Genomic DNA, 12,522 nt, shown 5'->3' on the forward strand with positions numbered 1-12,522 from the left:
CTAGTCTTGCGCCATTGGATGGTGTTCGAGCACCAGATCACGCAGTCGCTCCTCAAGAACATGCGTATAAATCTCGGTGGTTCCGACATCGGCATGGCCCAGCAACGTCTGGATGACTCTCAGGTCGGCTCCATGCGCCAAAAGGTGCGTCGCGAAGGCATGTCGAAGCGTGTGCGGCGTGACGTTTGCAGGAGACACTCCCGCTGCGACCGCAAATTCCTTGATCATCAGGTAGAACCGGTGCCGGGTCAGATGGCCCGCTTTGCTGCGCGACGGGAAGAGGAACTTCGAGGGTGTGGCCGCCTTTGCTATGCGCGCGGTTTCCTCGGTCTCATCCCATCTTTTGAGCCACTTGACGAGAGCGCCTTGTGCCGGTGGCGACAATGGGACCATGCGCTCTTTTCCGCCTTTCCCACGCACCAGAAGCATCTGTGGATTTCCGCGCGCGGCCGACACGGGAAGCGAGACCAATTCACTGACGCGCATGCCGGTCGCGTAAAGGAGCTCCATCAGGCAGGTGTTGCGCAAGCGATCGCCGGCGCGGCCGCTGTCGCGCGAGGCTGAAAGCAAAGCGTCGACCTCGGCTTCTGTCAGGGTTTTCGGCAAAAGTTTGCGACGCTTTGGCCCAGAAATACGCAAAGCCGGGTTGTCTGCGCGCCAGCCTTCCTCAAAGGAAAACCGATACAACTGACGGATCGCAGAAAGACGGCGCGCGCGTGTGGATTGCGCAAGGCCAGAGGCTTCAAGATCAACGAGATAGCTTTCAATATCGGTTTGCGTGGCCTCCATCAGACCCATTTTGTGCACCGTGCACCAGCCGCTGAAGTCATTCAGATCGCGCGCATAGGCGAGCTGCGTGTTCACGGCTGCATCAAGTTCGGCTGCTTGCGCTTCCAAGAAAGTCGAGATGAGGCGCGCATCGCTCATATCTGACTATCTTCCAAGAGTAATTCGGCCGAAATGCGTCGTGCAAGGATATCCAGATCAAATGACATCAGAAGGGAAAGCGCGTCGGCGATGGCATTCGGGTCAGCGTCCATCCCTTCAGCAAGAACAGCGATGGCTTTCAAAAGCGCTTCGCCGCGCCGATTTTCGCGGACCAGCATGCGGTAGCTCTCGCTTGGCGCAAGGCCCGACAGACTTCGGCGAACAGCGATCGCAAGCGGTGCTGCATTCCTGATTTCAAAGGGCGAATTCGTTAATATGGCGAGAAGCGTTTGGTCGTCTGCGGACGATCCGGCGTATTGGCGGGCCATATCAATATTGTTGCTGAACAAGGCGATCTCAAACGCCGTATGGTGGGCGCGCCGCTGTAGCGTGACTGTCTGAATATGCTCGGCGATCCATGGGGCCAAAGCGGCGTGGTAGCCGACAGAAACTGCCGCATCCCAGGCGGGCGGCAGCGTTCGACTAATCTCTGCCGCATTCCCGTCGACTAAGGCCGCGCGGACAGCCTGAATGGCGGCGACCCTGCTCCAGATACCACCAGAGGCGGAAGGCCGTCGGTCTGACATGACGCCGAGAAGCCCTTCAGCCGAAAGCGCGCCCGCTGCGGTCAGCCTTTCGGCGGCGCGCAATCGGATGCGCCAGCCTACGGTTTCGGACAGATCGGCGACGCCGAAAGCCATCGGAAGAGCGTCTGTCTGAGGCCGCTCGCCGATAGCTTCATACAAGCGAAACAGCAGAGGCGAGATCGAGGCGGGTCGAGGCAGAAGCTTTTCGCCCTCGAACAGATCAGGATCGAGAAAATGGAGAAGAAGCTGGTCTTCAGTGTTGGACAAGATGCCTAGCGCTTCTGCTGTGCCAAGGGTCAATGCGGCTACGTCCCATTCACCGTTTCTGGCAAGGCAAAAAATACGGGTCGGGAATGTCGGCGAAATATCCTGGTTCGTCGAGATGATCTGGCAGGCGCCGGCCTCGGTTCCCTTTAGCAATGCGATATCGAACGATCTTCGAAATCGTTGAGGCTCCGGTGGGCCGGCGGCTTCGATCAGGGCCTCGGCCTCATCGAGTTTTGCGAGTGCGAGAAGCGTATCAAGTCGGGCCAGGAAAAGGCTGTTGTCGACGGCAGCGTCGACTGGCGGGTTGAAATCCGCTTGAATGAGCGACGCGAAATAGGCTCGCAGTGTCGGGGTCGTGATCTCGGGGACCGCAAGAAGAGCGCGGGCCAGGTCACTTGCCGAGCTTAAGCCCCAAAGAGTCTCCGAAAGGCCGATGTCTTCGGCAGGGAAAAGGCCTGCATCATCCGCCACGGGTGCGCCAAGCGTCGACACGGTCACCGTCGGCACCGGAGATGCGGGCGGTGCAATCGGCGGAACGACTTTAACGGCCGGGGGAAAAGACACCGAATCAGACAGCCAGTCGATGGCCGATAGCGGTTCTCCCGCGCCACTTTGCGCCGCTTGCGCGGAGAGTGGTTCGGTCGCCAGCACCAAAACAAGTGCCGCAAATTTAGTTCGTGTCCAGTTCAACTGGTTCGCTCACATCCTGTTGTCCCGGGCGTAAATCGCCCAGATAGGCATATCCTACGACTGTCACGGCGATCAACACCACCAGGACGAACAGGAGCTTCAATAAACGGAGCATCCAAATTACCCTTTTGCCTCTGACCCTTGGCGGGCCCCCTGCCGCGTGCACACGGTTCTCATGGCCATTTATAACTGGTCTTTTCGGCAAGATCACGCCATTCACACCAATGAAGTCAAAAGATAAGCGGGACGCTGCCGTTTTGCCATTCCAGCTCAAAAAAACTGTCGCCCTTGTGGGGATGATGGGGTCGGGGAAGTCTGCCATTGGCACGGCTTTGTCGCGTCGATTGGCGGTCCCTTTTCTGGACAGTGATGCCGAGATAGAAGCCGCCTCCAATATGGCGATCGCCGAGATTTTCGAGGCTTACGACGAGCCGTTTTTTCGCGAAAAAGAGGCTCAGGTGATCATGCGACTTCTGGAGACCCAGGTCGGGGTTCTTTCGACGGGCGGTGGTGCGTTTTTGCAATCGACCAACAGAGAGGCTATTTCTCATTATGGGATCGCTGTTTGGCTGCGGGCTGATATTGATCTTTTGTGGAGCCGCGTCAGCCATAAAACGACGCGTCCGCTTTTGCTGACTGACAACCCGCGCGCCACATTGGAAACCCTATATGCCGCGCGCGTGCCGGAGTATTCGAAGGCAGAATTGGTCGTTGATGCGCAGGAAGGCTACTCGATTGAGAAAATGACGGACAAAGTGATCGAGGTCCTGTTAACCCGCTCGGATATCCTTGAGGAGGTTCTATGACCATCCAAACTGTCCATGTCCCGCTTGGTGACCGTTCTTATGATGTGCGGATTGGAACGGATTTGTTGTGCCGAGCAGGGGCTGAGATTGCACCGCTTTTACAGCGAAAGCACGTTGCAGTTATCACAGAAGATAGGGTTGCCGGGCTGCATCTTGCGGGACTTCATGCAGGGCTTGCGGCGGAAGGGATAACGATGTCCTCTCTCTCGCTGCCACCGGGCGAGGGGACCAAAAACTGGGACGGACTGACTTGCGCTGTTGAGTGGCTGTTGAGCGAGCGATTTGAGCGGCGCGACGTTGTCATCGCGCTTGGCGGTGGCGTGATCGGCGATTTGGTGGGCTTTGCCTCGGCTGTGACACGTCGCGGATTGCGGTTTGTGCAGGTGCCGACGTCACTTCTGGCTCAGGTTGACAGTTCGGTTGGCGGGAAAACCGGGATTAACACGTCACATGGGAAGAACCTTGTGGGTGCGTTTCATCAACCCTCGCTTGTTTTGGCCGATGTGGACTTGCTGGATTCTTTGTCGACACGCGATTTCCTTGCCGGGTACGGCGAGGTGGTGAAATACGGGCTTCTGGGCAACGCAAACTTCTTTGAGTGGCTCGAGAAAAACGCGCTGTCTATGGCCATGGGGGACGCAGGTTTGCGGGCTGAGGCCGTCCGCGTTTCGGTGCAGATGAAGGCGGATATTGTCGAGCGTGACGAGACCGAACAAGGGGATCGCGCACTTTTGAACTTGGGACATACTTTTTGTCATGCGCTTGAAGCGGCGACGGGATATTCCGACCGGCTCTTGCATGGGGAAGGGGTCGCAATAGGCTGTGCGCTTGCATTTGAGGTCTCGGCGCAAGCCGGGCTGTGTTCGCAAGAAGATCCAAGCCGTGTGCGCGACCACCTAAAGAAAATGGGAATGAAGACAGATATCCGCGATATTCAGGGCGATTTGCCGGATGCTGATGGGTTGCTTGATCTCATGGGGCAGGACAAGAAAGTGATAGATGGCGCGCTGCGCTATATCATGGTGCGTGGGATCGGGCAGGCCTTCGTGACAAGTGATATTCCTCGCGGTGTCGTTCACAGCGTTTTGCAAGACGCCTTAAAAGGACGTTAAGGGCGTCGCAGGATCATGCCGAATTTGGCGTTGTCACCGAATCCGACTGAGGCATAAAGGCCCTTCGCGCCTCGGCCTTGGCCTGTCAACAGCATGATCTTGAAGCAGCCATTGGCCTAAGCGGCCTCCACCGCTGCTACCAACACCTGTTTGCCGATGCCTTTTCTAAGGTGGGCTTCAGCATTGACGACGTTTTCTTAAAGCGCATAGGGGCTACCGCCCCAGGTGACGTTCGCCAGCACATGGAGGGTGAACATCGCCACAATCCGATCGGCCATTTGCGCCCAAACACTTCTGCACTGCCCTGTCCAAGGACGGTCCCAAAATCTTCAGGGACAAAAACAGTCGGACCGGCCGTCAGCTCAGCATAAAGCGAAAGGGCATCTTCGGTATCGGCGTCATTGAGACGCCGAACCGGAATACTCATCGCTGGTTCAGAACGGGATCTCGTCATCGAGATCACCGCCGGCAGGAGCAGGCTGGTTGCCACCGCCACCTCCGCCACTGCTGTAGCTTGATCCACTGTCGTAGCCGCTGCCGCGGTCATCGCCATAGCCACCGCCACCATCACCACCGCTGCGGCCGTCCAGCATGACCATTGTCGAATTATAGGGACGCAAAACAACCTCGGTCGAATAGCGATCCTGACCGGACTGATCTTGCCATTTGCGGGTCTCAAGCTGGCCCTCAAGGTAAACCTTGGAGCCCTTTTTCAAGTATTGCTCGGCCGTCCGGGCAAGTGGTTCGGAGAAAATCGCGACCGAGTGCCATTCCGTGCGCTCGCGCTGCTCTCCCGAGCTTTTGTCTTTCCAGCGGTCTGATGTGGCAATCCGCAAGTTGCAGACTTTTCCGCCGTTCTGAAAGGTGCGCACTTCTGGGTCGCGACCCAGATTGCCCACGATAATCACTTTGTTGACCGACCCTGCCATTTTTGCCTCCCGACGAATCTCTTCAAAAGTTGGCGCGAGATTACACATGGGTTCTCAGGGTTAACAGGGCGTGAAGTGTTAGCAGACTGGAATTTTAAAGAAAAAACAATTAGAGTTGGTGAGTGTTTTTATGGAGTGAGTGATTTTGCGTGCTCTTGGGGGGTGTGCGGCTGTGTTTAGCCTCGTTTTGGCGGGTGCTGGCTCGGCGGCAGACATATCTGACAAAATGACAGGGTTTGAACGCCAGTTGCGTGTGCTTGATGGGCGCGCGGCGCAGCAATACGCGCATTCTAGCAGGCTACGACCGGATGAATCCACAGGTGTTCCGGCCTATTCCGGGGCATATCGTGGCACGCTTTTGAAAGAAGCGCGCGGTGCGGCGCGCCGATACAATGTGCCGGAGAACCTGTTCTTGCGATTGGTGGATCAGGAATCGCGGTGGAACATCAAGGCTGTGTCTCCGAAAGGTGCGCGCGGTCTTGCCCAACTTATGCCTGACACCGCGCGCGCTCTCAGGGTCAATCCGGACGACCCGAGCGAAAACCTTGAAGGTGGCGCGCGATATCTTGCGCAGCAATATGCGCGCTTCCGGACATGGCGACTTGCCTTGGCGGCCTATAACGCCGGTCCGGGGGCGGTTGAGAAATACGGTGATGTGCCGCCATTCAGAGAAACGCAAGACTACGTCAGAACCATCCTCGGCGAGTAACACGCAGGCATAGCGAGGTGTTTGCGTTCCGTCTGCGAGTAGACTTTTTCGCCCAAGGGCCAAGGCGGTGCGCCATCCTCACAGCGTGATCATAGTATGTGATCGGGGCCCTCCGCCTCTCGGAAGACCCAACCAAACTGCTGCTGACATACAGCTGTCAGCATGGTCTGGCAACATGTCACAAACAGGCCTAGAGAGCAGCAAGCCAATGCAAAGTACTTCCCGGATGTTCGAAGTCATTCAGCTGTTGCGCGCGGCACCACGGCCGCTGTCGGCCGAAGCGCTGAGCGAACCATTTGAAGAGTCCAAACGCCAGTTTATTGGGATATAGCGGCACTTCAGGCGATGCGTGTTCCCAACGAAGGGGAGGCAGGGGTCGGCTACATCATGCGTCGCGGCTACGATCTGCACCGCTTAATTTCGACCATGAGGCAGGTGAGGCGCTTCGTGTCGGGCTGAGGATGGTTGGTCGAACTGGGGACAGTTTTCTGAAAAGAGCGGCGTTGCGGATCAATCAGAAGATCGACGGATTTCAAGACGAAGAAACTCGCCTTCATGTTGCGCCATGGGGTGCCTGATTGATGATCCGACGAAAGGCTGCGTCTGGGTCGCTTCCTCGAGAGCCGCGATCCGTAAAGCACGCAAATTGCCTCTGACCTACCGGAACGGGGATGAAATCGAGACCACGCGCATCGGTCGGCCGGTGGCGGTCATTTATCACCTCGAGTGCGTTATGATCGCCGCCGCGTGTTAATTTCGAAGTGGTTTCCGGCATTTCCGCATGGATCGTATTTGGTGCTGCGATACAATGGAGGACAGTTTTTCAGACCAAGCGATGATGCTACATTCGTTGTGGTCCGAGCAGAAATTCTATCCCGCAAATTACGCCTGGGTGCGCAGGTAGCTGTCTTAAGGGGGAACGTTGTCGATCCCGGTCCCGCCCCACGGGTGACACCGCCCAATACGCTTTGTAGCCAGCCACATCCCTTTCAGCGCACCGTGCTTATCGAGCGCCTCAAGCGCATAGGCGGAACAGGTCGGGTGATATCGGCAATTGAAGCCGACCCATGGACTAAAGACCAACCGATACGCACGCACTGGGAGGGCAACGATATGCGCAAACGGGCTCATGTGGCGTGCAGGTCTTTTAAAGCCGTTTCAAGGTCATGGCAAAGTTGGTCGAACGGGCGCGATGCGGTCGTATCGCGTCTGCCGATCAGGACATAGTCGCACCCGGATTTGCCTTGCTTTGCCAAAACGAGCCGGGCTGCTTCACGCAGGCGCCGCTTGGCCCGGTTGCGCGCGACGGCATTGCCGACTTTTTTCGAACAGGTGAACCCGACACGGATCCCCTCGGGCCTCTCCGACTTGCGCATCTGAACCGTAAAGGCGGGACGCGATACGCGCCGCGCTCGCGACGCTGCAACAAAGTCAGCGCGTTTTGTCAGGATAGTCAGGCCGGGCAGGGACATTGTCGGGTTACTCTGCGAGACGACGAAACCGCCAGCGGTTGCCCGCGGCGGTTGTATCGAGGTCATGTCGCAACGAATTACGCGCTTAGCGATTTCCGCCCGCGGGCGCGGCGAGCGTTCAGAATCTTACGGCCCGCTTTTGTTGCCATCCGCGCGCGGAAACCGTGGCGCCGCTTACGGACCAAGTTTGACGGTTGAAATGTGCGCTTCATCGCTATTCTCCGGGTCTTATGGGGCAAATCCCGAACGGATTCGCTCCCTGATGTGCTTCGAAGCCCGGTCTCTAAGTGGATCGTGCAGGCAAGTCAACGCCGCTGCGGCCCCGAATTGCAACAATCGGGCCGATTTGATGCGGCAAATGTTTCATTCCCGCGGTCTTTGGTCGGGAAAGTAGGGCAAAGCCTCACCCGACTTCAAGCGGGCGTGATCGACCTGACAATCTCCCCCGGCTCTCCACATCTTCTGCCACAACAACAAACACCAACGAAAGCCTTTGGAATGTCCGATATGACCGCTCCCCTCCGCGAAAAAAGCGATTTTGCCCGTAGATTGCCACTGCTTGGGATCTTTTTGGTTGCTGCCATCGGCGCTTTCACCTTGCGTGACTACCTTAGCTTTGATGCACTTGCGCAAAACCGTGACGAACTTATCGCCTTTCGGGATGCGAACTATGTGCTCACGGTGTTGGCATTCGTTCTCGCGTACATCGTGATCGTGGCGTTTTCGCTGCCCGGAGCAACCATTGCGACCCTAACAGGCGGCTTCCTGTTCGCCACGTTCCCCGGTGCGTTGTTCAATATTACGGGCGCGACTGTAGGTGCGATGATCATTTTTCTGGCGGCTCGCTGGGGCCTTGGGGAAAAGCTTGCCGCAAAAATGGACTCTTCAGGAGGCGCGGTGAAAAAGATCAAGATCGCCATAGACGACAATCAGTGGGAGGCGCTTTTCCTTATCCGCCTTGTGCCTGCTGTTCCGTTCTTTGTAGCCAATCTTGTGCCTGCGTTGGTCGGTGTGCCGCTGCTCCGTTTCGTCATCACGACATTTCTTGGCATCATTCCCGGTGCGCTCGTCTACACATCAGTCGGTTCAGGGTTGGGGGAGGTATTCGCGCGCGGTGAAACGCCTAACCTTGGCATCATCTTCGAACCGCACATTCTTCTGCCGATCCTTGGCCTTTGTGCGCTTGCAACACTTCCCATCATTTTGAAGGCCATGCGCGGCAAGAAAGGCATTTGAGCCATGGAACGTATCAAGACAGATGTGCTGATCATCGGAGCAGGTTCGGGCGGTCTTAGCATCGCTGCTGGTGCGTCGCAGATGGGCGCAAGGGTCGTCATGCTTGAAGGCCACAAAATGGGTGGAGATTGCCTGAACTATGGGTGTGTGCCGTCCAAAGCATTGCTCGCGGCCGGAAAGCAGGCCCATGCCATGCGGTCTGGTGAAAAATACGGTGTGACGCCGGTAATGCCGGACGTGAATTACGCCGCCGCCAAGGACCATGTCCGCAGAGTGATCGAGACAATCGAACCCGTCGATAGTCAGGAGCGGTTCGAAGGGTTTGGCGTGCACGTGATCCGCGAATTTGGCCGGTTCATAAGTCCGAGCGAAGTGCAGGCAGGCGAGACTATCATAACGGCGCGGCGGATCGTGATCGCCACTGGGTCAAGGCCGTTTGTGCCGCCCATCCCGGGTATGAAGGACGTTGCGTATTACACGAACGAGAACATCTTTGATCTGCGCGAAAAGCCCGACCATCTGATTATTATTGGCGGTGGTCCCATCGGTATGGAGATGGCGCAAGCGCATGTCCGGCTGGGTTCCAAAGTGACGGTGATCGAAGGCGCAAAGGCAATGGGCAAAGACGACCCAGAAGCGGCGACGATCGTCCTTGAGAGTTTGCGGGCGGAAGGTGTTGAAATTGTTGAAGAGGCCCAGGCCGAGGAAATCTCCAAAGCTGGCGGCGTCATTTCTGTGAAAACACCGAAAGACACGTTCACTGGTTCTCATCTTCTTTTGGCGGTTGGGCGCAAAGTGAACATCGACAATTTGGATCTTGATAAGGCAAATGTCGCGCATGACCGGGCGATCAAGGTGGGAGCGGACCTTAGGTCTGTGACGAACAAGAAGGTCTATGCCGTGGGCGACGCGGCTGGGGGACTTCAGTTCACCCATGTTGCGGGCTATCACGCCGGTGTCGTAATCCGCTCGATGTTGTTTGGGTTGCCGTCGAAGCAGCGTACGGATCATATCCCTTGGGTGACTTTTACTGATCCCGAATTGGCGCAGGTCGGACTGACCGAAGCCGATGCCCGAAAGACGCACGGAAATCATGCCCTAACAGTAGCCCGTTTTGACTACGACGAAAACGACCGCGCCATTGCAGAGGGTAAGAAAACCGGTTTCATCAAAGTCATGGTGGTGAAGGGCAAACCCGTCGGTGCCACGATTGTTGGCGCGCATGCCGGTGAGTTGATCGGTGTCTGGGCGCTTGCAATTGCAAACCGATTGAAGATGAGTGCTGTCGCCGCAATGGTAGCGCCCTATCCAACATTTGGAGAAATCAACAAGCGTGCAGCAGGGGCCTATTTCTCTCCCAAACTTTTTGATAATCCTACAGTTAAACGGGTCGTTGGTTTCGTTCAGAAGTATCTACCCTAACACCCACAGCTTTGAGGTCGCATGTTCCTGAATACGCTTTCTGGACGGTTCCTAGCCCTCACGATCTTGTTCGTGATGCTGGCGGAGATATTTATCTTCGTGCCGTCCATTGCGCGTTTTCGTGAAGATTACATGATGAATCGCCTGGAGCGTGCACAAATAGCGTCCCTTGCGCTTTTGGCCAATGATATGATCGACGCGGAATTGGAAGTGGAACTTCTTGAGAACGCAGGTGTTTTTAATGTCGTGCTGCGGAGAGATGAAGTGCGGCAACTGGTGCTTGCGTCTGATATGCCATCACCGATTGCGGCGACCTATGATCTGCGCGATGCGCCTGCGGGAACGCTTATCATCGATGCGATGAAGCGGCTGTGGAACCCTACATACGAAGTCGTAAGGGTAATCGGTAATCCAACGCGGGATGCAGGCCAACTTATCGAGATCACCATGCCGACCGAGCCGTTGCGCGCCGCGATGCTGGACTATGGATTGCGGATTTTGTTGTTATCAGCCGTGATTTCCATTTTCACGGCGACGCTTTTATTCTTTGCAGTCAGGCAATTGCTGGTGAAGCCGATCGAAGGCGTGGTGAAGGCCATGAAAAGTTACGCCTTTGCGCCCGAAGACGCACGACGCATAATTCAGCCAAGCGCGTCGGTGCGCGAACTAAGCGACGCGGAACATGCGTTGAAATCCATGCAAACTGAGCTGACGAGCTTGCTGCGACAGCGCGAGCGGCTGGCATCGCTGGGTAGCGCAGTGGCAAAAGTTAGTCACGATCTACGCAATATACTGACGACCGCACAGCTTTTTGCAGACCGCATCGAGTCGAGCGAAGACCCGGTGGTGACGCGCATGGTGCCAAAGCTTATGGGGTCAATCGGGCGTGCGGTGAACTTGTGCGAAAGCACGCTTGCGTTCGGAAAAGCCGAGGAACCGCCCCCGGCATTGAATCGCATCGCATTAGCGGCAATCGTCAATGACGCGGTGGAAGGCGAGCGACTTGCGGCGTCGGACGATATTCGCTTCGAGGAACATGTCGCTTCGGGTTTGATCGTACGGGCCGACCCCGAACAGCTTTATCGTGTCCTGTCGAACCTTATTCGCAACGCCCGTCAGGCGTTGGAAACGGCAAAGCGCGGCGGCGTGATTACGGTGAGTGCAGGAGAGTCTAGTCAACTTTGGACCATCGAGGTGCGTGACAATGGTCCGGGCCTGCCGGCGAAAGCGCGCGAACATCTGTTCACCCCTTTTCAGGGTGGCGCCCGCAAAGGAGGGGCTGGTCTTGGCCTTGCAATTGCGGCCGAATTGGTGCGCGGTCATGGTGGTACTTTGAGACTGGACAAGACCGGAGAAGACGGGACGGTTTTCATCATCGAGCTGCCAAAATCGATTGTAACCGAAGATCAGGCGGCAGAATAAGATTGTCTCTTGCAAAGCCGTTCATCCGGCTTTAGATGCCAAGCCCGTGCGCTGGTAGCTCAGTTGGATAGAGTACTTGACTACGAATCAAGGGGCCGGGGGTTCGAATCCTCCCCAGCGCACCACAGGCCTTTCGACAGAAATACCGGCAACATCCGATCCCGAGGAATGCACGGCAGTCGTTTTGCAGAAACGACGAGAGCCCGGAATGTTCGAGCATTTTCATTCGGAGGCATCACTTCCCTTTCACCGATAATACTTTTGGGAAATAAATTGGGATTGATATGTATTCGGTCCCGGTTTTTCGTGGGCGAAAAATTGATAGACCGTCTGCCATAAGGCGCGAGTATTGCCCGGGCTTAGGCACGCGAGCGGCCTTCTGCGAAATACGGCTCTACAACGGCCGGAAATGGCCGATTTACGCCTCTTTGAGCTTTTGCCCCGGCGGTGACAGTCTTTGTGTGAGCGGCTTGATGCGGCACCCTTGTGCGCCCTCGCTATTTGAAAGTTATAAGGTGAACCCGAGGGGCGCAGTTTCGATGAGCATCCCGCCAAAATACCGGGATTTAGTATCCACTCATCGGTCTAAACCCTCTGATTTCTAATCGGAAAAGAAATCCAAACTTGCGCCGGAGGCGCTCTCTTAAAAAAGAACAGTTTCAACTGTTCCTGTTGATCCCACCAGCTTTAGCTGATGGTTGTTCAGTCAACGACGACTTATGTTTGGGTCACCAGCACAAAAGTTGCGACGTCACACCGTGCAACTGGGGCTTATCCGACAACGGTCCTTTCTCATTGGCACACCAAGCAAGTGCCCGCAGCCTAACTTCGCCCTTTTCAAACGTGCACTCCCGCGAGAGGTTAGGTGTAATTGTCCCGAGGCCAAATGCGTTCGGAGAAGGGCATTATTTTCAGGTCCAGATACCCAACAAGCCCGACCTGA

The 12,522-nt window shown here is 56.3% G+C and carries 13 protein-coding genes and 1 tRNA gene; 7 read left to right on the forward strand and 7 right to left on the reverse strand.

What is annotated here, in order from left to right:
- Genes AC221Y_RS03030 through AC221Y_RS03040 form a run of 3 tightly spaced genes read right to left on the reverse strand, consistent with a single transcriptional unit; the run spans window position 1 to window position 2,586 of the window.
- Window positions 1-927 carry a site-specific tyrosine recombinase XerD gene (locus AC221Y_RS03030; RefSeq protein WP_486706763.1) on the reverse strand — a complete coding sequence of 309 codons (927 nt, stop codon included), beginning with the start codon at window positions 925-927 and terminating at the stop codon, window positions 1-3.
- Complete coding sequence (locus AC221Y_RS03035) at window positions 924-2,471, reverse strand: hypothetical protein (protein WP_299754204.1); 1,548 nt, start codon at window positions 2,469-2,471, stop codon at window positions 924-926. The genes AC221Y_RS03030 and AC221Y_RS03035 overlap by 4 nt, the downstream gene beginning before the upstream one ends.
- The gene (locus tag AC221Y_RS03040) at window positions 2,452-2,586 is read right to left on the reverse strand and encodes a hypothetical protein (RefSeq protein ID WP_299754202.1); all 135 of its coding nucleotides are present in this window, start codon (window positions 2,584-2,586) and stop codon (window positions 2,452-2,454) included. Before AC221Y_RS03040 ends, AC221Y_RS03035 begins: the two co-directional genes overlap by 20 nt.
- 109 nt (window positions 2,587-2,695) lie before the next feature.
- On the opposite strand from AC221Y_RS03040, the gene AC221Y_RS03045 reads away from it, so the two are divergent.
- Window positions 2,696-3,277, forward strand: coding sequence for a shikimate kinase (locus AC221Y_RS03045; protein WP_295450997.1), 582 nt, complete (start codon window positions 2,696-2,698; stop codon window positions 3,275-3,277).
- Entirely contained in the window at window positions 3,274-4,389 is a 1,116-nt protein-coding gene (gene aroB, locus AC221Y_RS03050; protein ID WP_299754200.1) for a 3-dehydroquinate synthase, read from the forward strand. Before AC221Y_RS03045 ends, aroB begins: the two co-directional genes overlap by 4 nt.
- 434 nt (window positions 4,390-4,823) lie before the next feature.
- On the opposite strand, the gene ssb is transcribed toward aroB, so the two are convergent.
- Window positions 4,824-5,318, reverse strand: coding sequence for a single-stranded DNA-binding protein (ssb, locus tag AC221Y_RS03055; protein WP_295450990.1), 495 nt, complete (start codon window positions 5,316-5,318; stop codon window positions 4,824-4,826).
- Between the two features lie 142 nt (window positions 5,319-5,460).
- Here ssb and AC221Y_RS03060 point away from each other — a divergent pair, with 142 nt between their 5' ends.
- Window positions 5,461-6,027: a lytic transglycosylase domain-containing protein gene (locus AC221Y_RS03060; protein WP_486706766.1), complete on the forward strand. Its 567-nt coding sequence runs from the start codon at window positions 5,461-5,463 to the stop codon at window positions 6,025-6,027.
- 909 nt (window positions 6,028-6,936) lie between these two features.
- On the opposite strand, the gene yidD is transcribed toward AC221Y_RS03060, so the two are convergent.
- The 3 genes from yidD to rpmH are packed head-to-tail and all read right to left on the reverse strand — an operon-like array spanning window position 6,937 to window position 7,711.
- Window positions 6,937-7,158: a membrane protein insertion efficiency factor YidD gene (yidD, locus tag AC221Y_RS03065; RefSeq protein ID WP_295450985.1), complete on the reverse strand. Its 222-nt coding sequence runs from the start codon at window positions 7,156-7,158 to the stop codon at window positions 6,937-6,939.
- Window positions 7,155-7,565 (reverse strand): ribonuclease P protein component, encoded by a 411-nt coding sequence (gene rnpA, locus AC221Y_RS03070; RefSeq protein WP_486706764.1) that lies wholly within the window; start codon window positions 7,563-7,565, stop codon window positions 7,155-7,157. Before rnpA ends, yidD begins: the two co-directional genes overlap by 4 nt.
- Before the next feature lie 11 nt (window positions 7,566-7,576).
- Window positions 7,577-7,711, reverse strand: coding sequence for a 50S ribosomal protein L34 (rpmH, locus tag AC221Y_RS03075; RefSeq protein ID WP_012177012.1), 135 nt, complete (start codon window positions 7,709-7,711; stop codon window positions 7,577-7,579).
- A 286-nt stretch (window positions 7,712-7,997) separates the two neighbouring features.
- Here rpmH and AC221Y_RS03080 point away from each other — a divergent pair, with 286 nt between their 5' ends.
- The 4 genes from AC221Y_RS03080 to AC221Y_RS03095 all read left to right on the forward strand — a co-directional run bounded on the left by AC221Y_RS03080 (window position 7,998) and on the right by AC221Y_RS03095 (window position 11,704).
- Complete coding sequence (locus AC221Y_RS03080) at window positions 7,998-8,735, forward strand: TVP38/TMEM64 family protein (protein WP_486706765.1); 738 nt, start codon at window positions 7,998-8,000, stop codon at window positions 8,733-8,735.
- Window positions 8,736-8,738: 3 nt separating this feature from the next.
- Window positions 8,739-10,157 (forward strand): dihydrolipoyl dehydrogenase family protein, encoded by a 1,419-nt coding sequence (locus AC221Y_RS03085; protein WP_299756735.1) that lies wholly within the window; start codon window positions 8,739-8,741, stop codon window positions 10,155-10,157.
- 21 nt (window positions 10,158-10,178) lie between these two features.
- Complete coding sequence (locus AC221Y_RS03090) at window positions 10,179-11,579, forward strand: sensor histidine kinase (protein ID WP_299756737.1); 1,401 nt, start codon at window positions 10,179-10,181, stop codon at window positions 11,577-11,579.
- Window positions 11,580-11,627: 48 nt separating this feature from the next.
- Window positions 11,628-11,704: transfer RNA gene (locus AC221Y_RS03095), tRNA-Arg, on the forward strand.
- Window positions 11,705-12,522 lie beyond the last annotated feature (818 nt).

Source organism: Boseongicola sp., assembly GCF_057460485.1.